Source organism: Paraburkholderia caballeronis (genome assembly GCF_900104845.1).
Taxonomy (GTDB): domain Bacteria; phylum Pseudomonadota; class Gammaproteobacteria; order Burkholderiales; family Burkholderiaceae; genus Paraburkholderia; species Paraburkholderia caballeronis.
In genome coordinates, this window is sequence record NZ_FNSR01000001.1 from 2639574 (window position 1) to 2665917 (window position 26344).

The following is a 26344-nucleotide window of genomic DNA, read 5'->3' on the forward strand; positions in this document are numbered from 1 at the left end:
GCCGCCCGGAGCCGCCCGATGAAGACGCCCGCCGACCCTGCCGCGACGCCCGCCGAACCCGCGCGCGCGAGCCGCCGTTCCGCCGCCGAAACGCGCGCGGACGCCGGCGGCCCCGCCGCCGGCGCGAAAGCCCCGGGCGGCGCGCGCGAGCGCCGCCAGCGCGTGCAGTCCGCGCAGACCGGCATGGCGGTGCTGAAGGGTCTCGCGCGGCTCGGCGGGCGCGCGAGCCTGACCGGCCTCGCCGCGCACGTCGGCGAAAGCCCCGCGAAGGTCCATCGGTATCTGGTCAGCCTGATCGAGGAAGGTCTCGTCGCGCAGGACGCCGGCACGCAGCAATACGCGCTCGGCGCCCAGGCGCTCCTGATCGGCGTCGCCGCGATGCGCCAGGCCGATCCGGTGCGGCTCGCGGAACCCGCGCTCGTGCGGCTGCGCGAGAAGCTCGAAGTGACGACCTTCGTCGCGGTGATGGGCAACAAGGGGCCGACGATCATCCGCTTCGAGGAGCCGGGGCTGCCGGTCACGATGAACGTGCGGGTCGGGTCGGTGATGTCGCTGCTGTGGTCCGCGACGGGCCGCGCATTTCTCGCGTGGCTCGACGATGCGCGCGTGCTCGCGCAGGCGGCGGAGGAACTCGCGGACGCGGCCCCGGCGCTGCGCGCGCAGCTCGACGCGGACGACCCGGTCGGGCGGCTGCGGGCCGACGTGCGGACCGCGCACTGCGCGACGGTGAAGGACACGAACCTGAAGGGAATCAGCGCGGTGTCCGCGCCGGTGTTCGATCACACCGGGCGGCTGTGCGCGGTGCTGACCGCGCTCGGCGCGACCGGCGGTTTCGATGCGTCGCCGGACGGGCCGATCGCGGTCGCGCTGCGCAGCGAGGCGGCCGCGGCGAGCGCGCAGCTTGGGTACGTCGGCAACGGCGGCTGATCCAACGAAATCCGACGACGTCAGGCGACGTCCGGCAACATCCGGCGACGTCCGGCGACGTCCGGCGACGCTGCCCGATGCCGCCCGCCCCGCTCAACGTTCAACGCCCCCCGGCAACCTTCTGCGCGTGTGGACCGTTATCGAGCGGATAGTCGTCGTTCAGCGTCTTCAAAAACGCGATCACGTCGTCGATGTCGCGCTCGTTCCACGCAGGCCGGCCGCCCGCTTTGCGCGTCAGCGGCTCGTCGGTCGTATCGACGTTCACCCGCAGCGCGACCGGCAGGTCGTCGAACTTCTGCACGCGGCCGTGCGCGTCCTTCGGATACCACTTCGCCGGATCGGTGTCGCGCTCGACATAGAAGCGCAGCGCGTCGCGCAGCGTATGAAAGCGCCCGTTGTGGAAAAACACCGCGCGCGTCGCGACGTTGCGCAGCGTCGGCGTCTTGAAGAGGCCGCAGTAAGCCTTGTTCGACGCGACGTCGGTGCGCAGCGGCCCGCACAGCCCCTCGTCGTAATACGCGGGGTCGCGGTTCGCGCGCAGTTCCGGATTGCGCGGCACGCCGAGCGCCTCGAACGTGTAGTCGGTGAACAGCGGATGCGCGCCGTTCACGCCCGACTGGTCGAGGTGGCACGACGCGCAGTTGCCGCTCGTCGGGTCGTCGAACAGCCGCTTGCCGCGTAGTTCGGCCGCGCTCAGTTGCACCTTGCCGTCGAGGTAATAGTCGAACTTGCTCGTGTACGGATGGAAGCTCGGGTCCTCAAGCTGGAACCGCTCGATCGCGTACATCGCCTGGCGCAGCGCGGCGGCCGGGGTCGCGAAAATCGTGTCGCCGAACACCTGCCGGAAGCGCGCCCCATACGGCGCATGCTCGATCTGCGCGACGACCTTGACCGGATCGCGGTTCGCCATCTCGTTCGGATTGAACAGCGGGAACGTCGCCTGATCCTGCAGGCGGTTGAAGCGGCCGTCCCACGTGAAGCCGCCGGTCGGCGCGGCGTCGGCGTCGGTCACGCGCTCCGCGAAACTCGACGCCTGCACGTGGACCCAGCGCGGCGTGCGGTTCAGCACGTAGCGCAAGGTCGGCACCGCGCGGGTGCCCTGCGAGCGCAGATCGGGGCCGCCGAACTGCGCGGCGAGCCCGTTCGGCGGCCCGTACGCGTGCGACGGGCTATGGCAGGTCGCACACGACATGCGGCCCGACGCGGACAGCGCGGGATCGTTGAACAGCAGCTTGCCGAGCGCGGCGGCGTCGCTGTAGACGGGGGGCGCGGCCTGGGCGGCGTTCTGGACGACCGGCGGCTGCGCGGCCGAAGGGACGGCCGGCTGCGCGGCCCCCGCCGCGACAGCCGAACCCGGAACGACCAGCGCCGCCACCGCGGCGGCGGCGGCGGCGAAGGCCGCGACTGCGGGGCGACGCCCCGCGGCACGTACGAAAAGGACAGCCATCGACTTACAGGTTCGTGAAGATGTCCGAGCCGAAGCCGACGAGGCCGGCCTGGCCCGCGTAGCCGAGATGCGACAGGCCGAAGATGTCCTCGATGCTCTTCAGCATCGAATAGTGGTTGTACGGCACCGTGGACACCGTGCCCGGCTTGATGAACGGCGAGATCAGCACCGCGCCGGTCTGGTCGCCGCCGAAGCTCTGCTTCGTCAGGTTGACCGTCACCTGCGGCACCGACGGCATGCCCAGCGCGGAACCCGGCACCGTCGAGATCGCGTCCGACGTCTGCGGGAACGCGCCGAGGTTCGGACCCGGCTGCTGGCTGCAGCAGGTCGTGCCGGTGAACGCGAGCGTCAGCGTCGGCGGGTTGGTGGTGGTGTCGAGCCCGTTCGTCGGCGCATACGAGCTTTCGTCGAAGTTGATGATCAGCAGGCCGTCCTTCTTGAACGCCGGCGACGACGTGATTTTCGGCACCCACTCCTGCAGGAACGCGTCGGCGCTCGTCAGGCCACCCGGACGGCCGTCCGCGCACGGCGCATCGTGGCCGTCGTCGCACAGGCTCGGCGTGATGAAGTTGAAGTTCGCGGTCGTGTCGACCGATTGCAGGTCTTTTTCGAGGTTCGCGTTCAGGTTCACCACGTTCGTCCCGCAATCCGACGAATCGATGATCGAGTGGAAATACATGAACGGGTTGTGGCGCGTCGCGTACATGTCGCCCTGCGGGACGGCCGCGCTCGGCGCCTCGGCGACCTGCGTCATGTCCTGGGTGCCGATCACCGGGTGGCCGCAGGTGGCCGCCTCGCGCGCCGGGTCGTTGCCCATGTCGCCTTCATATCCCTTCCACGTGAAGCCGGCCGCCTTCAGCTGGTCCGGCAGCGTCTTCACGGCCGCCGGGTACACGCAGCCGGTGCCGATCGTCTGGCCGTCCGGCGTCGTGCCGGTCGACTTGAGGTCCGAGTACGTCATGCAGTCGTTGTCGGTGTCGGTGGTCGGCGACTGGCCGCTCAACATCGCGATGTAGTTGTCGAGGCTCACGTGGCCCGTGCCGTAGTACTGCTGCACCAGCGCGCCCTGCGCCGCGAGCGTCGTCGCGAGATACGGCGCCTTCGGCGTCGAGCCGAACGTCGTCGAGTAGTTCTCGTTTTCGAGCGTGATCACGAACACGTGACGGATCTGCTGCTGGCCGGTCAACGCCGGCTTCGAGTCCGACGACGACGAGCCGCAGGCGGCGACGAACAGCGCGGCGAACAACGCCGCGAACAGCGTCCACCAGATTTTGCCGGGAAAGCGCACTGCCATGAGAGAACCTCTTGTTGGGTATCGTTGGTGATGTCGTTGGTATCGGCCGCGCGGACGGCGACTGCCTCGCGGTGCCGGCCCGGCCCCACTTTTGACCAGGCCGCGCAAGCGTATCCAGTGCAGATGACGCACGCATGAAAACGCAACCATTGTTTGCACGCGCAACGAGCGGATGCACCCCACCGCTTCATACAAGGGCTTTTCCAAACACTTTCGTTTTCATTACGAGGACGCGTGAGCGAGCGGCCGGTGCGTTTTCCGAACGATGCCGCGCAACCGGCTATCATGTGCAATCAACGACCTGTGCGCGGCGCGCACCCCAGATGGAAAAACTCATGGCTTCACCCCAGGAAAACGTCAGCATGGCCGTGTTCTGCGACTTCGAGAACGTTGCGCTCGGCGTGCGCGACGCGAAGATCGACCGCTTCGACATCAAGCCGGTGCTCGAACGGCTGCTGCTGAAAGGCAGCATCGTCGTGAAGAAGGCGTATTGCGACTGGGATCGCTACAAGGCGTTCAAGTCGTCGATGCACGAAGCGAGCTTCGAGCTGATCGAGATTCCGCACGTGCGGCAGTCGGGCAAGAACTCGGCGGACATCCGGCTCGTGGTCGATGCGCTCGACCTTTGTTATACGAAGTCGCACGTCGATACCTTCGTGATCGTCAGCGGCGACTCGGACTTCTCGCCGCTCGTGTCGAAGCTGCGCGAGAACGCGAAGAAGGTGATCGGCGTCGGCGTGAAGAACTCGACGTCCGACCTGCTGGTCGCGAACTGCGACGAGTTCATCTTCTACGACGACCTCGTGCGCGAGATGACGCGCGTGGCGGGCAAGCGCGACGGCGGCGCGGCCGCGAAGCGCGACAACAACGACGGCGGCAACAGCGGATCGGGCAACGACGAGCGGCAGCCGAAGCCGGAAACGGAAGACCGCAAGTCGCGGGCGATCGCGTTCGCGGTCGAGACGCTCGACGCGCTGGTGCAGGAGCGCGGCGACAGCGGCAAGATCTGGGCGTCGGTGCTCAAAAGCGCGATCAAGCGGCGGCGGCCGGACTTCAACGAGGCGCGCTACGGGTTCCGCGCGTTCGGCAACCTGCTCGACGAGGCACAGGCGCGCGGGCTGCTCGAAGTGGGCCGCGACGAGAAGTCGGGCGCGTATGTTTCGCGGCTCGCGCAGCCGGCCGGTAAAAGTGCGGGTGGCGCGGGCGCGGAAACCGCGCCCGCCGCGACGGCGGAAGACGTCGCCGTGCAGCGCGGCGACCGCGGCGACGAGGTTCGCGGACGGCGCGGAAAGGGGCGGCGCGATGCGCGCGGCGGCGGCGGTGCGTCTGCCGCGAAGAAGGGAATTGCGGCGGTGGAACCGGTGGAAGCCGAGGTTGCGCCGGTGCAGAACGATGCGGGCGAGCCTGCGGTGCAGGCGGTGCGCGAAAGCGAAGAGATGTGGGCAACGGCTGCCTCCGCGCCCGCCTATGAACCGGTAGCCGAAGAACCGTCGGTGGAACCGGCTGCGCAACCCGACGAAGCGCCAACGCAGAAGCGCGGCTCGCCGCGCCGCGCACGCAAGACGCCCGCGCGCAAGACCGCCGCGCGCGAAGCATCGGCGGCACCGCCGGCAGCCGAGGCCGAAGCGGCTCCCGCACCCGCGCCGCAAGAGCCGCAAGAGCCGCAAGAGCCGCAAGAGCCGGCAACGGCAACGGACGCCCCCGCGAAGAAAAAGAGCAAGAAGAAGAGCCCGTCGCGTGCGCGCGCGAAACCCGCCGCTACCGCCGACGAAGGTTGATCGTTCCAGCCGGTGTCGATGTGTCGATGCCGAAAGCGGGAAACCGTATCCGGAATGGTTACGGTTGCCCGCGTCGTGTAACGGCCAGTCGTTCAGTCGCTCGCAAACGGATCGCGCGGACGCGTCTTTGGCGCGTCCGCCGCATCGCCGCCTGCGGCCGCTGAACCGAACGGGTCCGAAGCCTTGCGCGGCCCGGCATCGCCGAATGGATTGACGCGCCCCACCGCCTTTGACTCCCCGAACGGATTCACCGCCCCGCTCGCGCGCGCCGAACCGCCAAACGGATCGGCAGTCGGATCGGCCTCGGCGGACGCCGTCTCCCCCTCGTCCACCGTCAGGTTGTACTCGGCCCGCACCCGCGCGAGCACGTCCGCGATCACCGCCTCGAATCCGGCCGCGTTGCCGAAGTGCTTCATCGTCCAGTTGCAGCCGTCCGCGTCCGGCGTCTGAAGCTGCGGGCGCGGCACGCCGATCCGCACGCCGTCCTCGACCACTTCCGGCTGCCGCGCGATGCGCCGGCTCACCGCTTCCTGAAGCCGCGACGCGTTCAAGGTTCTTCTCGCCATCCGTTACCCCTCAGGTTCAATGCCGCCCGCGCTCACGGCGCGAGCGCCGTCTGCGGACGGCTCATGTGCGCGAGCGCGTCGCGCATCGAGTCGCTCGCGATCACGATCGGCCCGTCGAACGGCGTATCGAGATCGACGATCACGTACACCGCCGACGCGATCGACACCGCGCCGAGCATGATCGTCACGAGCGCGAGCGCGTTGCGCGGCGCGATCAGCCCGAAGCTCAGGAAGATCACGATCAGCCACAACGTCAGCATCGTGAAAAACGGCTTCGAAATCGAACTGTGCGCCTCCTCGATCAGCCGCCAGCGCGTGTCGCTGACGCGCTCGAACTGCGTCGCGAGTTCGCCGACAAGCGCCGACTCGTAACGGTCGCGCGGCGCGAGCGCGCGAATCTCGCGGCCCACCGAATCGAGCAGCACACCGAGCTGTGTGCTCTCCAGATCGTCGCCGCCCTGCGCCCGCACGCGCGGATAATAATCGCCGGGCGGCGCGTCGGCGGGCCACGTCGACGCGATCGCGCCGGCCGTGTAGCTGCGCAGCCGCGCGCGCACGTCGTTCGCGCCGTCGCCGTAATCGCGCAGCCGCGTGTCCAGCTGGATCAGTTCCGCCGCGTAGGTGCGCAGCGTCGTCGTCGCGTCGTCGAAGCTGCTTTTCGCGGACGCGGTCAACAGCCCGAGCACCAGCGCCGCGAACGTGACCAGCATGCCGACCACCAGTTGCACGAGCTGCACCGTCTCGTGCGCCTTGTGCTCCTCCGGCACCAGCGGCCGCAGCAGCACGCCCAGCCCGGTGCCGCCGAGCAGCAGCACGAACACCAGCAACGCGGAAGCGATCTCGTGCATCGTCGTCGGCTCCTGTCGCGAACAGGCGGAGAGAGTCGCACGAACGCCCGGGCGGCGTCCATGCGCGCGTCAGTCACTACGCCGGCAGCCACACCACGGTCAGCGAGCGCACGCCCTGCGCGCCCTGGATCAGCACGCCCTCGATGTCGGCGGTCGCGGACGGCCCGGTCACGAGCACCGCATAACGCGCGTCGCGAAAGTCGTCGCGGCGGTACGCGTGCTGCAAGCCGGCGACGATCTGCGCCGGATCGAGCAGCACGACCAGATGCTGGACCAGGTAGCCGAGCGAGTTCACCCGATACTCGCGCTCGCTGAGCCACACGGAGCCGGTTTCCGCGACGCCGAAGCGCGCGCGCACCACGCCGACGTGCACGTTTTCGAGCGACGCGGGCGGCGTGTCCGCATCGAGCGCGCGCGTGCCCGGCACCTCGGGCGCGGCCGACGCAATCGACGCATCCGCGCCGAACCGTTCGCGGATCATCGCGAGCACCGCGTCGGCGGAGTCCGCGTCGCGGCACGCGCCGCCCATCAGCGCGAGCGCGGCCGCGAAGCGTTCGCGCAGGTCGCCCCCGGGCGTGTCGAACAGCGGCACGTCGGGCAGGTCGAGCGCGGCCGGCTGCGCGGCGCGCACTTTCGCGAGGAACGCTTCACGATTCGCCATTGCCGCCCCCTGCATTGCCGCGATTCTTCCGGTACCACGCATGGAACGTCGTCGCCGGCGCATGCGGCAGGTCGCGCTGCCGGCCCCAGATGTTCATCGGGTTGTACAGCACGAAGTTCGGGAGCCGCCGCAGCGCGCCGTCGAGCGACGCGACCGCGCCGCGATACAGCGACGGGCTCGCCAGCAGCTTGCCCGCCATCTTCAGCACTTCCTGCTTCACGAACGGCACTTCGTGGCGCGCGGCGATCACCTCGCGCCACTTGTAGATCTGTTCGTGGATGTTGATCTTCACCGGGCACACGTTCGTGCAGCTGCCGTTCAGCGTCGATGCGAACGGCAACGCGCTGAACCGCTTCAGGTCGAACGTCGGGTTGATGATCGCGCCGATCGGCCCCGCATAGGTGCTGCCGTACGACAGCCCGCCGCTGCGCCGGTACACCGGACACGTATTCATGCACGCGCCGCAGCGGATGCACTTCAGCGAGTACCAGAAGTCCGGCATCGCGAGCCGGTCCGAGCGGCCGTTGTCGACGAGGATGAAGTGCATCTCCGCGCCCGCGCGCGGCGCGCGGAAATGCGACGTGTATTGCGTGATCGGCGAGCCGAGCGCGCTGCGCGACAGCATCCGGATGAACACGCCGAGATCGGACACGCGCGGAATCAGCTTCTCGATGCCGATCGACACGATATGCACCGGCGGCACGTTCGCGGACAGGTCCGCGTTGCCTTCGTTGGTGCAGACCACGACAGTGCCGGTCTCCGCGACCGCGAAGTTGCAGCCGGTCATGCCGGCGGTTTTCTCGCGCACGAACCACGGCCGCGTGTTCATGCGCTGGCTTTCGGCCAGATAGTGGATGTCGTTGTTCTGCGGATCGGTGCCGATCGTGCGGCCGAACACGACCGCGACGTCGTCGCGCAGCTTGTGCACCGCCGGCACGACGATGTGGCTCGGCGGCTGCTGGTCCAGTTGCTGGATGCGCTCGCCGAGGTCCGTCTCCATCACTTCGATGCCGCGCGGCTGAAGATAGTCGCGCAGCTCGCATTCGTCGGTCAGCATCGACTTGCTCTTCACGAGCGAGGTCATGCCGCGCTCGCTCAGGATCCGGTACACGGCCTCGTTGTGCTCCTCCGCGTTCGCGGCCCAGTGCACCTGCACGCCGTTCGCCTCGGCCGCGCGCGAGAACTGGTCGAGATAGTCCGCGAGCCGCGACAGCGTATGCGCCTTGATGCCCGACGCGAGCGAGCGCAGCGTCTCCCACTCGGGGATCGCGTGCGCCTGCGCGTCGCGTTTCGTGCGCAGGTCCCACAACCGCTTGTCGTGGAACGCCAGATGATCCGGCCGCGCGATGAACGCGCCGGCCGCCTTCGCATGATCGACGCGCTTCATTCGCGGGCTCCGTTCAGCACCTGCGCGATGTGGATGAACCGCACGTCCGCGTTCATCCGCTCCGCGCAGCCCTGCTGATGCATCAGGCACGACATGTCGCCGGACACGATGTACTGCGCGCCCGCGCCGACGTGGTCGAGCACCTTGTCCTGTCCCATCCGCACCGACACCGCCGCCTCGGTCACCGCGAACGTGCCGCCGAAGCCGCAGCATTCGTCGGGGCGCTTCGGGGCGACGAACTCGATGCCCTTCACGCGCTTCAGCAGTTCGAGCGGCTTCGAGAACGGCGTGGACGCGATCTCCGACACCGATGCTTCGTTCAGATGCCGCAATGCGCTGCAACTGTTGTGCAGCCCGACGCGATACGGAAACTCGGCCCACGGAAACTCGCGCACGCCCAGCACGTCGTGCAGGAACTCGACGAGTTCGTAGGCGTTGCGGCGGACCTGCCGCACTTCGTCGGTCTGTTCGATCGCGGTCAGATGATCTCTTACGTGATTGATGCAGCTCGCGGACGGCCCGACGATGTAGTCGTAACCCGCGAACGCGCGCGCGAACACGCGCTCCGCGCCGGCCGCCTCGGCCTGCGCGCCGCTGTTCGCCATCGGCTGGCCGCAGCAGGTCTGCTCCTGCGGGTAATCGACGTCGCAGCCGAGACGCTCCAGCAGTTCGAGCGTCGCGATGCCGACCTCGGGATAAAACGCGTCGATGAAGCAGGGGATGAACAGGGCGACCTTCATGGCGTGTCGTTCCCATCGAATGGTGAGTCCGGCCATTCTACTGCCGAACCCGGCCGCCCTTCCATCCGGAACGCCCCGCCCGCCGCCGCGCCCGTTGCGCCGTGCCGCGCCGCATCGTTCGTGCGGCGCAGCATCGACGCGCCGGCGTCAGAAGTTGTGGCGGATGCCGACCATTACCGCAAGCTGCCGGTCCGTATCCGAGTTCACCAGGTTCGGAATCTGCGCGAGGTTGCGCGTCGCGCCGGACGGATCGGCCGGGTCGATGCCGAGTCCCGCGCCCGACGACTTCTGGCCGATCGCGACCGCATACAGCGCGGTGCGCTTCGACAGGCTGTACGTGGTGCCGAGGTTCACCTGATGCAGCCGCGTCGACGATCCGCCGTCCGGCCGCGCGTCGTTGAAGATGTACGCGAAGCCGACCTGCCATTCGGGCGACAGCGTCCACGACGTATTCAGTTCCGCGATGTCGAACGAGATGTCCGAGCCCTGCGGCGCGGCCGGGCTCGCGAAATACCGGCTCTGCGACAGACGCGTATGCGTGTAACTGAGCGCGACCGTCACCCGGTCGAACGCATACGAGCCGCCCGCGCCGTAGATGCTGACGCGCGACGCATTCTGCAGTTCGCAGAACGCCGCGCCCGGGTTCGCGCACGAGAAGTCGCCGATATAGCCGCTCTCGCCGCCGAGCGCCGCCTGCAACGGGTCGCGCAGCGTCAGGTAGCCGGCCGACAGCGACAGCGGCCCGTGCGCGTAGTTCGCCGCGACCGACCAGCCGCGGTTGCGCGAGAAGTCGCCGGCCACGCCGCCGAGGCTGAACAGCCCGCCGATCGTGAAGCCGCCGAAGCTCGGGCTGAGGTACTTGAGCGAGTTGTTGAAGTTGAACGCCTCGTTGAGGTTGTCGACGTCGCCGAAGTGCGAGCCGTACAGCGTCGCCCAGCTATTGCTCGACACGTACGCGCCGAGGTCGTCCGAGAACGGGTCGTACTGGCGGCCGAGCGTCAGCGTGCCGTAACGGCCGTTCGACAGACCGACCCACGCGTTGCGGTTGAACAGCGTGCCGCCTTGCAGCAGCGCGCCGTTCTGCGTGAAGAAGCTGTTTTCGAGCGTGAAGTTCACGGTCGTGCCGCCGCCGATGTCCTCGCTGCCGGTCAGCCCCCAGCGCGACGGCACCAGGTTGCCGCCGCCCAGTTGATAGTTCGCGTGGCCGCTCGTGCTGCCGTCGGGCTGCGTGACCTGCTGGTTCGTCGAATAGATGAGGCCGGCGTCCACCGTGCCGTACAGCGTGACCGAGGACTGTGCGTGCGCGCCGATCGCGAGGCCGCACGAAACCAGCGCAAGCGCCGCGCGCTTGACGAGAAGATCTGCCATGTCGTTGTTGTCTGTCGAGAAGAGGAAGGAGCGCGGCGCGCGTCCGATGCGTGCGCCGTGGCGAGTCGATACGCGGCGCGCGGCGCGCCGCGGGGGCGATGAAACGGAGCCGGTTACTGCCCGAACCGCGCGTAGATGTCCGGGCGCGTGCGCCGCAGCACGAAGCCGATGGCGACGCCGGCGAGCGCGACCGCGAGCACGATCCACGGGAACGCACGCACGACCGGGCTGTCCGAGCCGCTCAACGCGTCGAGGTTGCGCACCAGCAGGACGCCGATCCACAGCAGCCCGATGCCGCCGAGCACCGGCGCGACGAGCGAGTGCCACAGCCGCGTGTCCTTTTTCGTCGCGCGGAAGAACGCGACGACCGAGAAGCTCGTGACCGCCTGCAGCATCACGATGCCGATCGTGCCGAGCGCCGAGTCCCAGCTGAACACGACGTTGAACGGATCGCTGCCCGCCGCGATGAAGAGCCCGAGCGGCACGCAGACGGACAGCGTCTGCAGGTAGCTCGCGAGATACGGCGAGCCGTACTTCGGATGCAGCCGGTCGAGCGCGGCCGGCAGGATGCCCTCGCCGCTCAGCGCGTGGATGTAGCGGACGATCGTGTTGTGGAACGACAGCAGGCTCGCGAAGATGCTGGTCAGCAGCAGGAAGCTCATCGCGGTCGTCAGCGCGCCGCCGAGGTACTGGCCGGACTGGATGAACCAGAAGTCGCCGGGCTGTTTCGTCGCGACGTCCGCGACGTTCTTCATCCCGTACGCGCAGACGATCGCCCACGTGACGAACGCGAAGAACACGAGGATCAGCGTGACCGACACGTAGGTCGCGCGCGGCACCGTGACCTTCGGGTCGCGGCACTCCTTGCCGTAGATCGCGGTCGCCTCGAAGCCGATGAACGACGCGAACGCGAACATCACCGCGATCCCGACGTGGCCGCTGAACACGTTGCGCGGCGCGAGCGGCGCGAGCGTGAGGCCGTCCGGGCCGCCGCCGTGAATCACGATCGCAACGGCGAGCACGAGCAGGATGCCGAGTTCGAGGCTCATCAGCACGCCGAGCAGGCGGCTGTTCAGGTCGATCCCGCGAATGCCGGTCACCTGCACGACCGCGACGCACGCGAGCGAATACACGTACCACGGCATACCCGTGTGCAGCAGCGGCCCGAGCACGACGGTGCCGAAGAAGCCGAACAGCCCGTACAGCGCGATCTGGATCGCGGTGTACGACACCAGCGCGACGAACGCGCCGCCCATGCCGGCCGGCCGCCCGAGCCCCGCCGAGATGTACGCGTAAAACGCGCCGGCGCGGACCACGTGCCGGCTCATCGACGCGAAACCGACGCTGAACACCAGCAGCACGACGCCGGCGATCACGAACGCGCCCGGAATGCCCGCGCCGTTGCCGAGGCTGATCGCGGGCGGCACCGCGCCGAGCATGCCGGTCAGCGGCGCGGCCGCCGAGATCACCAGAAACACGATCTGCCACAGCCCGAGCAGGCCGCCCTTCGCCGCTACGTCCGCGCCCGCCCCAGCCGGATGGGTTGAAGAATACGGTTCATTCATCGCTGCCTCTGTTTGCCTGTATTTTTTAGGGTTCGCCCGGCGATCCACGAGTCGCCGGGCACTCTCCGCATCGATCTTCGGCGATGCGATACGAGCGCATGGTAGGCAGCTAAAAAATCCGGCGACCTGGCGCATTGCGCCAGATTTTCGATAAAGTGCGCCAATCGTATGGCGGGTTTTCACTGAGCGAGGGCATGCGGCACGCCGGCATTGCTCCGGATGACGAACGATTCACGCGAATGCATGGACTGATGCTTTCAGCGGCGAAAGGATGGCGCGACGGTTATTTGCCGCTCATGCGCCGCTCATACGCCGCTTATGCGTCGTCGCGGTCCCAGTTGCGCGACGCGCGCCACAGCACCGTCGCGTCCGCGTAGCCGACCGCGCGCGCAACCGCCGCGTTCGTCAGCCCCTCCTGCTGGCGCAGTTCGGCGACGCTGCGCTGCCGTTCCTCGCGGATGATCTGCCGCACCGACGTGCCGGCGTCCGTTAGATGCCGCTGCAACGATCGGTGCGACATCCCGAGGTCCTTCGCGATGTCCGCGACGACCAGCTTTTCGCGCGCGAGCCGCCGCGTGACGAGGTCGCGAACCTGCTCGACGAGATTGTGCGGAACGGTGTCGCGCAGGATCAGGTCGGTCGCGTGGCGCTCCATCATCCGCGCCATCTGCAGGTCCGCGCTTTTCAGCGACGCGTCGAGATCGTGCGGGCGCAGGATCACGCCGTTCGCCGGCTGCTGGAAGCGCACCGGCACGCGGAAGATCCGCATGTACGGTTTCAGGTCTGCGGGCGCCGCGTGCTCGAAGTGCACCTCGACCGGCGTCCACGACGGGCCGCGCACGAGGCGGATCATGTTGCACATCGCGGACACGCTGTATTCGGCGTCCTGGCGGCGCGGCCCGGTCTGCGGATGGGTGATCCGGTACGACCACACCGGCCACTCGTCGTCGCGCACGACTTCGACGGCCGCCGCGCTCTGCCACGACCCGAGCGCCGCGCTGAACTTGCGCATCGCGACGCCGAGCGTCGGCGACGACATGAACACGAGGCCCGCCGGCCCCAGCTCGGTCAGTTGCAGCTCGCTGCCGAGCCGCAGCCCGAGCGACGGTTCGTCGAGCACCTGCGCCGCGCGCTCGAATGCCGCGACGTAACGCACGAGCGGAAGGATCTCGTAAGGATTCGACAGCAGCCGCCGGCTCATGCCGAACTCCGCGAGCAGCGCGTCGCAATCCGCGCCCGCGGCATCGAGCGCCCGCACGACCGGACCCATCACCGCACCGCGAATCATCGGAAAACCGCTGTTTACAGGCACTTTTTGCACGTCTCTCTCCGTTTCGCCTGCGTGGATCTGCACGATCCTTCTGGCGCACTCTATCGCCCCTTTGGCGCACTGTGCAAGCGCGAAAATAAATCGGCGTTTCTACGATTGCCCCATCGACATCGCAGCCTTCACACGCGATGGCGCACTCCCCGACTCCTCTGACGAAACGCCTATGAACACGAACCCGACCAGCACGAGCGCGCATCCGCTCGACCCGTTGAGCCTCGACGAAATGCAACTCGCGTGCGACGTCGTGAAGGCTTCGCAGCCACTCGACGCACATGGACGCTTTCCGGTCGTCGAACTGCGCGAGCCGCCGAAGGCGGAAGTGCTCGCGTTCACGCCTGGCGCGTATTTCTCGCGCCGCGCGTTCGTCGTCGCGATCGACCGCACGCGCGGCACGACGACCGAATACGTGGTGGACCTGCGCGAGAAGCAGGTCGAAGCGGTGAAGCCGCTCGCGCTCGGCGAAGCGCCGTACGGGCAGCCGCCGGTGATGATCGAGGACTTCATGAACGCCGAGCGGATCGTGAAGGAGGACGCCGGCTGGCGCGCGGCCGTGAAAAAACGCGGCCTCACGGACGACGATCTGGAACGCGTGCAGGTGGACCCGTTCTCGGCCGGCGCGTTCGACCGGCCGAACGAGAACGGCCGGCGGCTGGTCCGTTGCGTCAGCTACTATCGCGACGCGCTGACCGACAACGGCTACGCGCATCCGATCGAAGGCGTCGTCGCCGTCGTGGACCTGCTCGAACAGAAGGTGATCGAACTGATCGACGACGGCCGCATCATCCCGATTCCGCGCGACAAGCATAACTACGACACGCCGAGCCTCGGCAAGCCGCGCGACACGGTGAAGCCGCTGTCGATCGACCAGCCGGAAGGCCCGAGCTTCACGGTGGACGGCTGGCAGGTGAGCTGGCAGAACTGGAAGTTCCGCGTCGGCTTCACGCCGCGCGAAGGGCTCGTGCTGCACCAACTGTCGTGGGACGACGGCAAGACCGCGCGGCCGGTGATCTATCGCGCGAGCGTCACCGAGATGTGCGTGCCGTACTCGGACCCGACCACGAACCACTACTGGAAAAGCGCGTTCGACGCCGGCGAATACGGGCTCGGCAAACTCGCGAATCAACTGGAACTCGGCTGCGACTGCCTCGGCACGATCCGCTACTTCGACATCCCGGCCGCCGACGACTTCGGCAACAGCTTCGCGATGAAAAACGCGGTCTGCATGCACGAGGAGGACTACGGCACGCTGTGGAAGCACTACGAGTTCCGCACCGGCGTATTCGAGGTGCGCCGCTCGCGCCGGCTCGTGATCTCGTTCTTCGCGACGGTCGGCAACTACGACTACGGGTTCTACTGGTACCTGTACCAGGACGGCACGATCCAGCTCGAATGCAAGCTGACCGGCATCATCCAGACCTCGGCGGTCGCAAGCGGCGACACCTACCCGTGGGGCGGCATGGTCACCGAGCACCTCGGCGGCCCGACGCATCAGCACTTCTTCAACGCGCGTCTGCACATGATGGTCGACGGCGAGAAGAACGCGGTGACCGAGCACGAATTCGTGCCGCGTCCGATGGGCGACACGAACCCGTACGGCAACGTGTTCGACACGACGAAACGCGTGCTGAAGACCGAGGGCGAGGCGGCGCGCAACGCGAACGGCAGCACCGGCCGCTACTGGAAGATCGTGAACCCGAACGTGACGAACCCGGTCGGCGCGAATCCCGGCTACAAGCTGATCGTGAACGACTCGCCGCTGATGCTCGCGGACCCGGCTTCGAAGGTGCGCCAGCGCGGCGGTTTCGCGACGCGCCACCTGTGGGTCACGCCGTACGACCCGGCGCAGCGTTACGCGAGCGGCGACTATCCGAACCAGCACGCGGGCGGCGACGGGCTGCCGCGCTACATCGAGGCGAACCGCAACGTCGAGAACGAGGACATCGTCGTGTGGCACAGCTTCGGGCATACGCACGTGTGCAAGCCGGAGGACTTCCCGGTGATGCCGGTCGAGTACGCCGGTTTCATGCTGAAGCCGAACAACTTCTTCTACGGCAACCCGGCGATGGACCTGCCGGGCGGACGCGACCCGCACAGCGTGCAGGACGGCGCGGTCTCCGGCCACTGCTGCAAGAAGTAACGGCGATGAAGCCGGCCAGCCGCCGCGTCGCGATGCCACCCGGACTGCATGCGGCGGGCGCATGGTGCGGACTCGCGGGCGGCGCGGCGCTGCTCGCGGCGGGTCTCGTGCTCGCCGCGGCAGGCGTCGCGCGCGGACAGGTCGCGGCGGCGAGCGCGGGTATCGTGCTGCTGACGATGATCGCGCTGCCCGCCGCGATGGCGCGGCGGTTCGGCTCGCGTGCGGGTGCGCCGGTTGCCGCCGCGCTGATGCTGTCGATGATCGCAACCGGCGTCGCAGCGGCCGCCGCGACGCGCGGTGCGGGCTCGTCGTCGGGCTGGCTGCTCGCGCCCGCCGCCCTGCTGCTGCTCGCGTCGACGCGGCCGTTATGGCGCGCGCGGCGCGCCGATGCGGGGATCGGCGCAGCTCGCGAAGCGGCGCTGCCCTCGCCTCGCGACGTCCATCGACACGCCGGATGGCTGCGCGCCGCCGCGCCGGTCGCCTTGCCCGCGCTGCTCGCCGGATTGTCGAGCGGCGTGCTCGCCCGTTTCCAGTTGTTCGCGATCTGCGGCGCGGGCGCATTCGCTCCTTCGCATGCGCTGGCCGCATTCGTCGTCGCAACGGCCGGTGCGTTATTGGCCGACCGCTTCGAACGCCGCCGCGTGCTGCTCGCGCTGTTCGCATGGCGCGGCGCGCTGCTCGCCGCGCTCACGCTCGATGCGCTTTTGCCTTTCTTCACGCTCGCCGCGCCGCTGTTCGCGGTGCTCGACTGCGTGACGATCGCGACGCTGCTGCGCACGCCGGGCGCGGCGTCCGCGACATGGCTGGCAGGCTGCTCCGGCGCCGCGCCGCTGGCCGGTAGCCTCGACATCCCATGCACCGTCTCGCCAGCCGGCCGCGTCGATGCCACACGCACCGCCTCGCCAGCCGGCCGCATCGGCGCTCCATGCGCCGCATCACCCACCGGCCGGGTCGAAGCCGCGCGGACGGCACAACCGGCCAGCCGCATCGGTACTGCATATACCGCCTCGCCAGCCGGCCGCACCGCCTCTGCGCTCGCCGCCTCGCACGCAAGCTGCCCCGGCGCGATCCATCACGCCGGCATGCTCGCCGGCGCGGCGCTCGCGCTCACGCCGTGGTGCTTCGGCGACGGCTTCCATCCGCTGTTCCTGTTCGGCGGCGCGCTGAACCTCGTCTGCGCGGCGGCGTTCGCCGTTCGCCGCGACGCCCGTCACGAACCGCGCCGCCGCGCGCCGCCCGCGTTCGCGCCAGGCAGCGAATTCACGCTGCGCTGACCCATCGACCCTACCCACAAGGAGACACCTGATGAACCGCCAGACCCTCACGCATCCGATCCGCACGCAGATGTTCATCGACGGCCGTTGCGCCGGCAGCGGCGACGGCCGCACGTTCGCCGTGTTCGACCCGGCGACCGGCGACGAGATCGCGCAGGTGCCCGACGCGACGGACGCCGACGTCGACGCGGCGGTGTTCGCCGCGCGCCGCGCGTTCGAAGCCGATACGTGGCGCAGGCTGCCGCCCGCCGCGCGCGAGCGCCTGCTGCTGAAGCTCGCGGATCTGGTCGAACAACACGGCGACGAACTCGCCGCGCTCGAAACGCTGAACCAGGGCAAGCTGCTCGGCTTCTCGAAGATGCTCGAAGTCGGCGGCAGCGCGCAGTGGCTGCGCTACATGGCCGGCTGGGCGACGAAGATCGAAGGCAGCACCGTCGACCTGTCGCTCGCGTTCCCGCCCAGCGTGCGCTACAACGCGTCGACGCGGCGCGTGCCGGTCGGCGTCGTCGCCGCGATCGTGCCGTGGAATTTCCCGCTGCTGATGGCGGTGTGGAAGATCGCGCCCGCGCTCGCGTGCGGCTGCACCGTCGTGCTGAAGCCCGCCGAGGAAACCCCGCTGACCGCGCTCCGCCTCGCCGAACTCGCGCACGAAGCCGGCTTTCCGCCGGGCGTGTTCAACGTCGTGACCGGCCGCGGCGAAACGGCGGGCGCGGCGCTGGTGCGCCATCCGCAGATCGACAAGGTCACGTTCACCGGCTCGACCGAAGTCGGCCGCATCATCGGCCGCCAGTGCGCGAGCGACCTGAAACGCGCGTCGCTCGAACTCGGCGGCAAGAGTCCGGTGATCGTGCTGGACGACTGCGACCCGCGCCGCGCGATCGAAGGCGCGGCCGGCGCGATCTTCTTCAACCACGGCCAGGTCTGCACCGCCGGCTCGCGGCTCTACGTGCCGCGCTCGCGCTACGACGAGATCGTCGGCGGCATCGCGCAGATCGCGCGCTCGACGGTGCTCGGCTCCGGCTTCGATGCGGCCACGCAGATGGGGCCGCTCGTGTCCGCGCGCCACCGCGACAAGGTCGCCGGCATGATCGCGCAGGGCCGCGACGAAGGCGGCGAGATCGTCGCGGGCGGCCGCGCGAGCGACCGCCCCGGCTTCTTCGTCGAGCCGACCGTCATCGGCAACTTCGACAACCGGCCGCTGACCGTCGTCGCGGAGGAAGTGTTCGGGCCGGTGCTCGTCGCGATGCCGTACGACGACGTGGACGAGGCGATCGCCGCCGCGAACGCGTCCGCGTACGGCCTCGGCGCGAGCGTGTGGACCAGTCAGCTCGACCGCGCGCTGCGCGTGATCGACGGCGTCGAGGCCGGCACCGTATGGGTCAACACGCACAACATGGTCGACCCGGCGCTGCCGTTCGGCGGCTTCAAGGCATCAGGCATCGGCCGCGAGCACGGTCGCGCGATCATCGACGCCTATACGGAGACGAAGTCCGTCTGCATCGCGTATTGAGCGTTGCGACCGGGCGTTGCAACCCGTGCATCGCGCGCGATTATTAATGGCAGTGGAACGATGATGCCCGCTGCCGGCTAATGATCGCGCGCGCGAACTCGTTCATGATGGCGGCGTACTTCGAACCCTGGACGGACACCCTCATGAACACACCGAACTCCCGCCCCGTCGCGATCGTCACCGGCGCGTCGCGCGGCATCGGCGCGGCCATCGCCGAACGTCTCGCGAAAGACGGCTTCGCCGTCGCGATCAACTATGCGTCGAGCGCCGGCGCGGCCGACGCGCTCGTCGCGAAGATCGAGGCCGACGGCGGCCGCGCGATCGCGGTGCGCGCGAACGTCGCGCAGCCGGCCGACGTGCGCCGCCTGTTCGACGAAACGGCCGCGAGACTCGGCCAGCCGCAGGTGCTCGTGAACAACGCGGGCATCATGAAGACCGCGACCATTGCGGACTTCGCGGACGCGCTGTACGAGGAGACCTTCGACATCAACGTGCGCGGCACGCTGAACACGATGCGCGAAGCCGCGTCGAAGCTCGCCAACGGCGGCCGCGTCATCAACTTCTCGACCACCGCGCTCGCGCTGAACCTGCCCGCGTACGGCCTCTACAACGCGAGCAAGGCCGCGGTCGAGGCGCTGACCCGCGTGTTCGCGAAGGAACTGCGCGGCCGCAGCATCACCGTGAACGCGGTCGCGCCGGGGCCGGTCGCGACCGAACTGTTCCTGAACGGCAAGACCGACGAGCAGGTGCGCCACTTCGCGAGCCTGCCGCCGCTGCAACGGCTCGGCGAACCCGCCGACATCGCGGGGGTCGTGTCGTTCCTCGCCGGCCCGGACGGCGGCTGGGTCAACGGCCAGACGCTGAGGGCGAACGGCGGCCTCGCCTGACCCGCGCATCTCCGGCGGCCCGCGCGCGTGGCGCGCGGCAGGGGATGGCGTCTGAAGGCTCGCGGCACGATGCTAAACTGCGGGGCTTGTCGCATCGGCCGTTACCGGTCCCGCGCGGAAGCGGGCCTTCATTCCGCTCACAACCATGTACCTTTCCATCCTCGCCGTCGGCATCGGCGGCGCGCTCGGGTCGTTGCTGCGCTGGGTGCTCGGGCTGCGCATGAACGGCCTGTTTCCGGACCTGCCGCTCGGCACGCTCGCATCGAACGTGATCGCCGGCTACGTGATCGGCGTCGCGATCGCGTTTTTCGGGCGCATGCCGTCGCTGTCGCCCGAATGGCGGCTGTTCGTGATTACCGGCCTGATGGGCGGCCTGTCCACCTTCTCGACGTTCTCCGCCGAAGTCGTGTCGCACCTGCAGAACGGACGGCTCGGCTGGGCCGCCGGCGAGATCGCGATTCACGTATGCGCATCGGTCGTGATGACCGTGCTCGGCATCGCGACGGTCGCCGTCGTGATGCGCTGAAAAGAACGAAGGGCGCCGATAACCGGCGCCCTTCGCTTCATTCCATCCGGCCGAACGAGCGGCCGAACGACCGGCCGATGTCAGCCGGGCGCCGGCCGCACGTAACCGCCCTGCACGCCGTTCTTCGACAACACCCATTGCCACAACTGGATGTCGCGCGCACGGAACGCGCCCGCGCACGACAGCAGGTAATAACGCCACATCCGGTAGAACCGCTCGCCCATCGACGACGCGAAGCGCGGCCACGCGGCCTCGAAGTTCTCGTGCCACGCCATCAGCGTGCGGTCGTAGTCCGCGCCGAAGTTATGCAGGTCCTCGGTGACGAACAGGCCGCCCGACGCGTCCGCGATCTGGCCGATCGTCGGCAGTTCGCCGTTCGGGAAAATGTATTTGTCGATCCACGGGTCGGGCGACGTGTTGCGGCGGTTCTTGCCGATCGTGTGCAGCAGGAACAGCCCGTCGTCGCCGAGGCAGCGATGCGCGACTTCCATGTACGCGCGATAGTTCTTCGGGCCGACGTGCTCGAACATGCCGACGCTCGCGATGCGATCGAAACGCTCGTTCAGCATCCGGTAGTCCTGCAGCCGGAATTCGACCGGCAGTCCCTCGCAACGCGCCGCGCCGAATTCCGCCTGCTCCTTCGAGATCGTCACGCCGACGCAGTTGACGCCATAGTGCTCGGCCGCGAAGCGCATCAGGCTGCCCCAGCCGCAGCCGATGTCGAGCAGACGCATGCCGGGCTGCAAACCGAGCTTCCGGCAGATCATGTCGAGCTTCTGCTCCTGCGCCTCGGCGAGCGTCTTCGCGCCGCCGGCCCAATAGCCGCACGTGTAGGTCATGCGGCCGTCGAGCATCGCTTCGTAAAACTCGTTGCCGATGTCGTAGTGCTGCTCGCCGACCTGCCACGCGCGGCGCATCGTCTGCCGGTTCAGCAGGCGCGCGCGCAGCGCATGGAATACGAGCCGCGCCGGGTCGATCTGCTCATCCAGATGCGCGCGCAACACACGCGCGAAAAATTCATCGAGCCGGTCGCACTCCCAGTGACCGTCCATGTACGCTTCGCCGAGGCCCAGATTGCCGAGCGCGAGCACGCGCTCGGAGACATGCGGGTCCAGCATGCGAATGTCCCACGGACGGTTGCCGCCCACCTTGATGTCGGCTTTCTCCAGCAGCGCCGCAATGAACTTCGCGGCCGAGGCCCCCGTCGCTTTGCGGACGGGCTTACGTGTTTCCAGATCTGTCGTTGCGTCTGTCGTTGCCATAGGTGCTCCGTATCTTTTCCCTCGTCGTCGTGCATCCCGTGAAACCCCTATGATGCACTGAGCCGAAAAAGCCTGCATCGACCCTCCCAGGGAGGTTACGTATTGCGTGATAATTGAAAGGTTAACGACAGCCGCGACGCTCGCGCGCGCGGCAAAACAAGGAGACGCGATGGCTTACGACGTGAACAACATCTTCGCGCGCATCCTGCGCGGCGAGGCTCCGTGCGTCAGGATCTGCGAGTCGGACACGACGCTCGCGATCATGGACCTAATGCCCCAGGCGGACGGCCACGTGCTCGTGCTGCCGAAGGAAGCGGCGATCGAGATTTACGAGCTGTCGCCCGAGGCCGGCGCTGCGTGCATACGCACGGTTCAGCAGGTCGCGGCGGCGATCCGGCGCGCGCTTGCGCCGGATGGGTTGCTGGTCGCGCAGTTCAACGGCGCGGCCGCCGGGCAGACGGTGCCGCATGTGCATTTTCATTTGATCCCGCGCTGGGCCGGGCATGAACTGCGGCCGCATGCGCGGGAGATGGCGGCGACGGAGAAGCTGGAGGAGCTGGCGGGGAGGATTCGGGGGGCGTTGTGAGACGGCCGGGGCGAGTCGGGCGCGGCTTTTTTCGACCGGCCTTGGGGTCTTTGCCCGCTGGATGAACCATGGCGATACGCAGCGTTTGGCCCTCCGCGACGAGTCTGCTATAATGCGCCTCCCGCCGGAGAGATGGATGAGCGGTTTAAGTCGCACGCCTGGAAAGCGTGTATAGGTTAATACCTATCCGGGGTTCGAATCCCCGTCTCTCCGCCAGGACGCATTCCTAGCAGTTCCGATATTCTCCACGAGATACCGCCAGACCCAAGCACCAGCGTGGTTTTGGGGGTATTTTCGTTCTTGCCCGTCCCGTCGCGTTCCGACACAATCCGCCCATCGAACAGGGGTTGATTTGGGGGTGAGAAATGGCCGCGAGGCAGTTGCACAGACTGACCGCACTGAAGATCGGCAAGCTCGACGCGCCGGGTCAATATCCGGACGGCGGCAATCTCTATTTCCAGATATCACCCAGTGGGTCGCGCTCGTGGATCTTCAAGTTCACGCTGCAGGGCCGCTCGCGCGAGATGGGTCTCGGGCCGCTCTCTAACGTGTCACTGGCTGCCGCCCGGGTCGAAGCCCAGAAGTGCCGGGCTCTCCTGAAAGCAGGCGCCGATCCGATCGAGGCGCGCAATGCCGAACGTCGCCAGCGCGCGATGGAATCGCCGGCGACCAGGCTGTTCAGGGATGCGGCGGCCGACCACATCAAAAAGCACCGCGGCGAATGGAAGAACGCGAAGCACGCGAGCCAGTGGGAGAACACCCTCGAAACGTACGCCTACCCGGTGATCGGTGACGTGGATGTGCGTGATGTCGACACACCGATGGTCGTGCGCATCCTTCAGCCCATCTGGACTGAGAAGCGCGAGACCGCAGCGCGCGTGCGCGGCCGCATCGAATCGATTCTCGACTCCGAAAAGGCTCAGGGGCGACGCAGCGGCGAGAATCCGGCCCGGTGGCGTGGGCACCTTGAATTGATCCTTCCGAAGCGCAAGCGCGCGCGGCGCGTAAGGCATCATCCGGCGCTTCCCTACGCGCAGATCCCCGAGTTCATGCGCCAGCTCGCGCAACGCCCAGCGATGGCCGCACGTGCGCTGCACACGTTGATCCTGACCGCCTCGCGCACCTCTGAGGTGCTCTTCGCGCGGCCGGAAGAGTTCGATCTGAAGCGCCGCGTCTGGACCATTCCGGCCGAGCGCATGAAGATGGAGATTGAGCACCGCGTCCCGTTGACGGACGACGTGATCGCCGTCGTCAAGCCGCTGCTCGAGCGCGCGCCGCCGGGCAGCTACGTCTTCGCCGGCAAGTCTCCGTACAAGGCAATGTCGAACATGGCGATGCTGAACCTGCTCGAACGCATGGGCTTCAGCGACATCACGGTCCATGGCTTCCGTTCGACGTTCCGCGATTGGACGGCCGAATGCACCGAGCACCCCAGCGACGTCGCGGAGATGGCGCTCGCGCACGCGGTCGAGAACGAGGTCGAGGCCGCATACCGGCGCGGTGACATGCTTGAGCGCCGCCGGCGCCTGATGAACGACTGGGCTCGCTTCTGCACCGATGGCAGCGCGGCCATCCTCTCCCTTCCGGACCAAAACGCGGCGTGATGTAAATCGCCGGATTCCAGCACCGGCGCGGCTTTGCGCCAGATCGCCGTAAAGCTGTAAAGGGATTTTTTTACATAGCGGGTGACGAATAACGCGGCGCGAATTACCCGTGTCGCACGCTTTGCCCCGGAAGGACCCGCCGGGTCACCCCGACCTAGGGGATACCCTACCCTGCCCCCCTCCGACCGGTCACCCTCCCCGGTAGCGCCGACGACCCGCTGGTGGCCCGCGACATGTGGTGCGCGTTCAGGTGGCGGGTGGCATCAGGAACGGCCCTGCGGGGCTTCTGACGCGGTGCAGATGGGTCTTGGCACGGCGGGGCATGGTGCGTCGGTCAGGGTGTCGATAGACAACTGGAATGATGATTTGAATGTCCCGGACGGGACGACGGATGCGCCGCATGATGCGGGCTGATTGAGGGGTGCGGTAGCCGTGAGGGCTACCGTTATGTGAGGTCAGTTGCAGACGGGCACAGGCGTTGCCGATGGCAGGCTTGCGAGCGTGGCGCGCGTGGCCGCATAACCGTCGTCGAACAGGCGCTGCCGGATCTCGCGCGGCATGTTCCGGTCGAGCGTGGATGCGTAGCCGGTTTCCACGAACGCCATGTGCGCGCCGACTGCCTGCGCCGCAGACACGTGCGTCGACTCGCACGCGGACAGCATCAGATCGATGAGCCGCATCGAGTACTCGACGAGCGACAGGCGCGCGTTCGGCTGAAGCGGGAGGTCCTGGCTCACGAGCTGCACACCAAGGCGCGGCACGTTGTCGACGGCGAGGCGGTCGACGGGGATGTTGTTCACCATCCCGCCATCCGCGAGCATCGCCGGCCCGAACGAGACAGGCTCGAACGCAAACGGGATCGACGTCGACGCGCGCACGGCGAAAGCGACCGGCACATCGGGCGTGAGCGATCGCGAGAACACGTACGGCGCTTCCGTCGACACGTTCGACGCGATCGCGGACAGCCGCACGTCGAGCTGCTTGAACGTGCGGCCGCCCGTGTGCTCGGTGAGCCACGCGAGCAGCCGTTTCCCATCACAGAAGCCGCGCAGGCGCAGCGCCGCGAGCGGACTGAAGCTGAGCATCCCGGACCAGTCGAACGTCAGCGCGAGCGTTTTCATGTCCGACAACGACATGCCGCACGCAGCGAGCGCCGCGACGATCGAGCCGCCGGACGTACCGGCGAGCTCCACCGTCGTGTAGCCGGCGTCCGCGATCGCGTGCAGCGCGCCGACGTGCGCCGGCACCTTGAAGCCCGAGCCGCTCAGCGCGAGGCGCAGCGGCTTCATCACGAGCTCGCGGCGACCGGTGCGGATGCGGCCGCGGGCGCGCTCGCCGGCGCAGTGCTCGTGCTCGGCGTGCCATAGACCGCGAGCCAGTTCGACAGCGCGATCGACGCAGCGCCGAGCGCGAGCCGGATCGTGGTCTGCGTGCCCGCGTCGATCGGGAGCAGTGAGACGAGGCCGATCGCCTGCGGGATCACGGTGTTCACGAGGCTCTGGACGTTCGTCGGATCGAGCGTTGCCACTGCGGCGCACAACTTGCCGTTGTCGGTAGCGAGCAGCGCCAGATTGGGATCCGCCGGAATCGACGCGCTCAGGTCGAGCAGCACCGGCTGAACAACGGCGCACGCCTTGATGACGTTGGTCTGCGCCTGCGCGGCGAGCGTCGCGAGGTCCTGTTGCTGCGCGGTCGTGCAACCGGCAACGGAGAGAGCGAACAGGACGACGCCTGCCGCGAGCAGCATGAGCTTCTTCATGGTGAGAACCTTCGGGAGAGATGCCGCAATCGCGGCGGGATGGTTACTGCGGGGAGAACTTCAGAAACGCCAGCGCGCGCCGAGCTTCACCTTCGTGCCTGCGGCGTCGGAGTGCGTGATGGACAGGTTCAGCTGTGTGCTCGGCGGTATTTCCGCGTACGCCACGCAACAGGACACGTCGTACGTGTTCGGGTTGATGATCGGCAGAACCTGCACGTGCTCGATGACCGTGCAGCCTGCCAGCGCTACCGCAAATGCGGCGGCGAGCGCGTGACTCACTGCAGCGTCGGCGCGTCGCCGCCTACGCTCTTCGCCGCGGCCGCCGGCGCAATCGCAGTAGGTGCTGCAACAGCGGCCGCAGCTGATGGGTCGGCCGACGATTGAGCAGGCCCACCATCGCCGCCGGCGGCCGGGCCGCGGCTCGTCGAAACGTGCTTGCCGAGGAAAGTGAGGCCCGCCACGAGCACGGCGACATAGCCATCGGGTGCGGTCTTGCCGAGCAGCACCAGCGCGCCGTAGGCGCCGTACAGCAGCACCGCGCCAAGGAAGAAGAGAACGGCATTCATCGTTACCTCTCAACGAAAATGGCCGCGCGCGGCGGCCAAAGTAAAGCGTCAGATCGGCGTTCAGGCCGCGCTATCCGGCGCGAGCGTGATGTCGAAGTAATACGACTTGCCGAGTTCGAACTGCGCGAGCGCCACCGGATTCGTGCAGAGCATTTCGAAATTGCCCTGCGGCGTAGCCTCTTGAAAGCGCTGATCCTCGGGAATCGACGGATCGTAGTCGGCAGTGAACTTGAGGGTCTTCGCCGGAGTTTTGCTCCACGGCCAGTGGTGCTCGGTAATGTCGCTGAGGCGAAATTTTGCGCGGACGGTCATGCTGAGGCTC

24 protein-coding genes, 1 tRNA gene and 1 pseudogene are annotated in these 26344 nt (G+C 68.0%); 10 read left to right on the forward strand and 16 right to left on the reverse strand.

What is annotated here, in order from left to right; translation table 11 throughout:
• The first annotated feature begins 18 nt into the window (after positions 1–18).
• Positions 19–927: an IclR family transcriptional regulator gene (locus BLV92_RS11700; RefSeq protein WP_090545038.1), complete on the forward strand. Its 909-nt coding sequence runs from the start codon at positions 19–21 to the stop codon at positions 925–927.
• 100 nt (positions 928–1027) lie between these two features.
• Here BLV92_RS11700 and BLV92_RS11705 read toward each other — a convergent pair whose 3' ends face one another.
• Both BLV92_RS11705 and BLV92_RS11710 read right to left on the reverse strand, forming a co-directional pair.
• Positions 1028–2374, reverse strand: coding sequence for a cytochrome-c peroxidase (locus BLV92_RS11705; protein WP_090545040.1), 1347 nt, complete (start codon positions 2372–2374; stop codon positions 1028–1030).
• A 4-nt stretch (positions 2375–2378) separates the two neighbouring features.
• Complete coding sequence (locus tag BLV92_RS11710; protein WP_090545042.1) at positions 2379–3668, reverse strand: alkaline phosphatase family protein; 1290 nt, start codon at positions 3666–3668, stop codon at positions 2379–2381.
• Between the two features lie 335 nt (positions 3669–4003).
• On the opposite strand from BLV92_RS11710, the gene BLV92_RS11715 reads away from it, so the two are divergent.
• Positions 4004–5446 (forward strand): NYN domain-containing protein, encoded by a 1443-nt coding sequence (locus tag BLV92_RS11715; RefSeq protein WP_090545044.1) that lies wholly within the window; start codon positions 4004–4006, stop codon positions 5444–5446.
• A gap of 278 nt (positions 5447–5724) precedes the next feature.
• Here the strand turns inward: BLV92_RS11715 and BLV92_RS11720 are convergent.
• The 8 genes and pseudogenes from BLV92_RS11720 to BLV92_RS11755 all read right to left on the reverse strand — a co-directional run.
• Positions 5725–6012 (reverse strand): annotated as a pseudogene (locus tag BLV92_RS11720) (hypothetical protein); the annotation flags it as partial.
• A gap of 32 nt (positions 6013–6044) precedes the next feature.
• Positions 6045–6860: a bestrophin-like domain gene (locus BLV92_RS11725; protein ID WP_090545046.1), complete on the reverse strand. Its 816-nt coding sequence runs from the start codon at positions 6858–6860 to the stop codon at positions 6045–6047.
• 76 nt (positions 6861–6936) lie between these two features.
• Positions 6937–7521, reverse strand: coding sequence for a LutC/YkgG family protein (locus BLV92_RS11730; protein ID WP_090545048.1), 585 nt, complete (start codon positions 7519–7521; stop codon positions 6937–6939).
• On the reverse strand, positions 7508–8908 hold the full coding sequence (locus tag BLV92_RS11735; protein ID WP_090545050.1) for a lactate utilization protein B: 1401 nt from the start codon (positions 8906–8908) through the stop codon (positions 7508–7510). The genes BLV92_RS11730 and BLV92_RS11735 overlap by 14 nt, the downstream gene beginning before the upstream one ends.
• The gene (locus BLV92_RS11740) at positions 8905–9648 is read right to left on the reverse strand and encodes a (Fe-S)-binding protein (protein WP_090545053.1); all 744 of its coding nucleotides are present in this window, start codon (positions 9646–9648) and stop codon (positions 8905–8907) included. Before BLV92_RS11740 ends, BLV92_RS11735 begins: the two co-directional genes overlap by 4 nt.
• Before the next feature lie 147 nt (positions 9649–9795).
• The gene (locus tag BLV92_RS11745; protein ID WP_090545055.1) at positions 9796–11016 is read right to left on the reverse strand and encodes a porin; all 1221 of its coding nucleotides are present in this window, start codon (positions 11014–11016) and stop codon (positions 9796–9798) included.
• Between the two features lie 113 nt (positions 11017–11129).
• Positions 11130–12581, reverse strand: coding sequence for an APC family permease (locus BLV92_RS11750; RefSeq protein WP_090545057.1), 1452 nt, complete (start codon positions 12579–12581; stop codon positions 11130–11132).
• A 316-nt stretch (positions 12582–12897) separates the two neighbouring features.
• Positions 12898–13902, reverse strand: coding sequence for an AraC family transcriptional regulator (locus BLV92_RS11755; protein ID WP_244283782.1), 1005 nt, complete (start codon positions 13900–13902; stop codon positions 12898–12900).
• 172 nt (positions 13903–14074) lie between these two features.
• Between BLV92_RS11755 and BLV92_RS11760 the strand changes: the two genes are divergently transcribed.
• The 5 genes from BLV92_RS11760 to crcB all read left to right on the forward strand — a co-directional run bounded on the left by BLV92_RS11760 (position 14075) and on the right by crcB (position 20245).
• Positions 14075–16048: a primary-amine oxidase gene (locus BLV92_RS11760; protein ID WP_090545059.1), complete on the forward strand. Its 1974-nt coding sequence runs from the start codon at positions 14075–14077 to the stop codon at positions 16046–16048.
• Positions 16049–16053: 5 nt separating this feature from the next.
• On the forward strand, positions 16054–17322 hold the full coding sequence (locus BLV92_RS11765; protein ID WP_090545061.1) for a hypothetical protein: 1269 nt from the start codon (positions 16054–16056) through the stop codon (positions 17320–17322).
• A gap of 31 nt (positions 17323–17353) precedes the next feature.
• Positions 17354–18832 carry a phenylacetaldehyde dehydrogenase StyD gene (gene styD, locus BLV92_RS11770; RefSeq protein ID WP_090545063.1) on the forward strand — a complete coding sequence of 493 codons (1479 nt, stop codon included), beginning with the start codon at positions 17354–17356 and terminating at the stop codon, positions 18830–18832.
• 143 nt (positions 18833–18975) lie between these two features.
• Complete coding sequence (locus BLV92_RS11775) at positions 18976–19719, forward strand: SDR family oxidoreductase (protein ID WP_090547020.1); 744 nt, start codon at positions 18976–18978, stop codon at positions 19717–19719.
• Between the two features lie 145 nt (positions 19720–19864).
• Complete coding sequence (gene crcB, locus BLV92_RS11780) at positions 19865–20245, forward strand: fluoride efflux transporter CrcB (protein ID WP_090545065.1); 381 nt, start codon at positions 19865–19867, stop codon at positions 20243–20245.
• A gap of 80 nt (positions 20246–20325) precedes the next feature.
• Here crcB and cfa read toward each other — a convergent pair whose 3' ends face one another.
• A complete protein-coding gene (cfa, locus tag BLV92_RS11785; RefSeq protein ID WP_090545067.1) occupies positions 20326–21507 on the reverse strand; it encodes a cyclopropane fatty acyl phospholipid synthase in 1182 nt (393 codons plus the stop codon).
• Positions 21508–21676: 169 nt separating this feature from the next.
• On the opposite strand from cfa, the gene BLV92_RS11790 reads away from it, so the two are divergent.
• The 3 genes from BLV92_RS11790 to BLV92_RS11800 all read left to right on the forward strand — a co-directional run bounded on the left by BLV92_RS11790 (position 21677) and on the right by BLV92_RS11800 (position 23697).
• Positions 21677–22093, forward strand: coding sequence for an HIT family protein (locus tag BLV92_RS11790; protein ID WP_090545069.1), 417 nt, complete (start codon positions 21677–21679; stop codon positions 22091–22093).
• Positions 22094–22219: 126 nt separating this feature from the next.
• Positions 22220–22309, forward strand: a tRNA-Ser gene (locus BLV92_RS11795).
• Between the two features lie 149 nt (positions 22310–22458).
• Complete coding sequence (locus BLV92_RS11800; protein WP_090545071.1) at positions 22459–23697, forward strand: tyrosine-type recombinase/integrase; 1239 nt, start codon at positions 22459–22461, stop codon at positions 23695–23697.
• Positions 23698–24152: 455 nt separating this feature from the next.
• On the opposite strand, the gene BLV92_RS11805 is transcribed toward BLV92_RS11800, so the two are convergent.
• From BLV92_RS11805 to BLV92_RS11825, 5 genes are read right to left on the reverse strand one after another with little or no spacing between them, the layout of a single operon-like run.
• Positions 24153–24986 carry a patatin-like phospholipase family protein gene (locus BLV92_RS11805; protein WP_090545073.1) on the reverse strand — a complete coding sequence of 278 codons (834 nt, stop codon included), beginning with the start codon at positions 24984–24986 and terminating at the stop codon, positions 24153–24155.
• Positions 24986–25456, reverse strand: a complete 471-nt coding sequence (locus BLV92_RS11810; RefSeq protein WP_090545075.1) for a hypothetical protein — start codon at positions 25454–25456, stop codon at positions 24986–24988. Before BLV92_RS11810 ends, BLV92_RS11805 begins: the two co-directional genes overlap by 1 nt.
• A gap of 60 nt (positions 25457–25516) precedes the next feature.
• A complete protein-coding gene (locus BLV92_RS11815) occupies positions 25517–25735 on the reverse strand; it encodes a hypothetical protein (RefSeq protein WP_090545076.1) in 219 nt (72 codons plus the stop codon).
• Positions 25732–26022, reverse strand: coding sequence for a hypothetical protein (locus BLV92_RS11820; protein WP_090545078.1), 291 nt, complete (start codon positions 26020–26022; stop codon positions 25732–25734). Before BLV92_RS11820 ends, BLV92_RS11815 begins: the two co-directional genes overlap by 4 nt.
• Positions 26023–26082: 60 nt before the next feature.
• The gene (locus BLV92_RS11825) at positions 26083–26334 is read right to left on the reverse strand and encodes a hypothetical protein (protein WP_244283783.1); all 252 of its coding nucleotides are present in this window, start codon (positions 26332–26334) and stop codon (positions 26083–26085) included.
• Between the last annotated feature and the right edge of the window lie 10 nt (positions 26335–26344).

What these genes read in the sequence shown, in the direction of transcription:
- BLV92_RS11820 (WP_090545078.1), bottom strand. Translation starts at nt 26,022, where the DNA reads ATGAATGCCGTTCTCTTCTTCCTTGGCGCGGTGCTGCTGTACGGCGCC.
- BLV92_RS11775 (WP_090547020.1), top strand. Translation starts at nt 18,976, where the DNA reads ATGAACACACCGAACTCCCGCCCCGTCGCGATCGTCACCGGCGCGTCG.
- crcB (WP_090545065.1), top strand. Translation starts at nt 19,865, where the DNA reads ATGTACCTTTCCATCCTCGCCGTCGGCATCGGCGGCGCGCTCGGGTCG.
- BLV92_RS11740 (WP_090545053.1), bottom strand. Translation starts at nt 9,648, where the DNA reads ATGAAGGTCGCCCTGTTCATCCCCTGCTTCATCGACGCGTTTTATCCC.
- BLV92_RS11715 (WP_090545044.1), top strand. Translation starts at nt 4,004, where the DNA reads ATGGCTTCACCCCAGGAAAACGTCAGCATGGCCGTGTTCTGCGACTTC.
- BLV92_RS11805 (WP_090545073.1), bottom strand. Translation starts at nt 24,986, where the DNA reads ATGAAGCCGCTGCGCCTCGCGCTGAGCGGCTCGGGCTTCAAGGTGCCG.
- BLV92_RS11730 (WP_090545048.1), bottom strand. Translation starts at nt 7,521, where the DNA reads ATGGCGAATCGTGAAGCGTTCCTCGCGAAAGTGCGCGCCGCGCAGCCG.
- BLV92_RS11790 (WP_090545069.1), top strand. Translation starts at nt 21,677, where the DNA reads ATGGCTTACGACGTGAACAACATCTTCGCGCGCATCCTGCGCGGCGAG.
- BLV92_RS11735 (WP_090545050.1), bottom strand. Translation starts at nt 8,908, where the DNA reads ATGAAGCGCGTCGATCATGCGAAGGCGGCCGGCGCGTTCATCGCGCGG.
- BLV92_RS11765 (WP_090545061.1), top strand. Translation starts at nt 16,054, where the DNA reads ATGAAGCCGGCCAGCCGCCGCGTCGCGATGCCACCCGGACTGCATGCG.
- BLV92_RS11745 (WP_090545055.1), bottom strand. Translation starts at nt 11,016, where the DNA reads ATGGCAGATCTTCTCGTCAAGCGCGCGGCGCTTGCGCTGGTTTCGTGC.
- cfa (WP_090545067.1), bottom strand. Translation starts at nt 21,507, where the DNA reads ATGGCAACGACAGACGCAACGACAGATCTGGAAACACGTAAGCCCGTC.
- BLV92_RS11825 (WP_244283783.1), bottom strand. Translation starts at nt 26,334, where the DNA reads ATGACCGTCCGCGCAAAATTTCGCCTCAGCGACATTACCGAGCACCAC.
- BLV92_RS11760 (WP_090545059.1), top strand. Translation starts at nt 14,075, where the DNA reads ATGAACACGAACCCGACCAGCACGAGCGCGCATCCGCTCGACCCGTTG.
- BLV92_RS11750 (WP_090545057.1), bottom strand. Translation starts at nt 12,581, where the DNA reads ATGAATGAACCGTATTCTTCAACCCATCCGGCTGGGGCGGGCGCGGAC.
- BLV92_RS11725 (WP_090545046.1), bottom strand. Translation starts at nt 6,860, where the DNA reads ATGCACGAGATCGCTTCCGCGTTGCTGGTGTTCGTGCTGCTGCTCGGC.
- BLV92_RS11800 (WP_090545071.1), top strand. Translation starts at nt 22,459, where the DNA reads ATGGCCGCGAGGCAGTTGCACAGACTGACCGCACTGAAGATCGGCAAG.
- BLV92_RS11810 (WP_090545075.1), bottom strand. Translation starts at nt 25,456, where the DNA reads ATGAAGAAGCTCATGCTGCTCGCGGCAGGCGTCGTCCTGTTCGCTCTC.
- styD (WP_090545063.1), top strand. Translation starts at nt 17,354, where the DNA reads ATGAACCGCCAGACCCTCACGCATCCGATCCGCACGCAGATGTTCATC.
- BLV92_RS11710 (WP_090545042.1), bottom strand. Translation starts at nt 3,668, where the DNA reads ATGGCAGTGCGCTTTCCCGGCAAAATCTGGTGGACGCTGTTCGCGGCG.
- BLV92_RS11705 (WP_090545040.1), bottom strand. Translation starts at nt 2,374, where the DNA reads ATGGCTGTCCTTTTCGTACGTGCCGCGGGGCGTCGCCCCGCAGTCGCG.
- BLV92_RS11700 (WP_090545038.1), top strand. Translation starts at nt 19, where the DNA reads ATGAAGACGCCCGCCGACCCTGCCGCGACGCCCGCCGAACCCGCGCGC.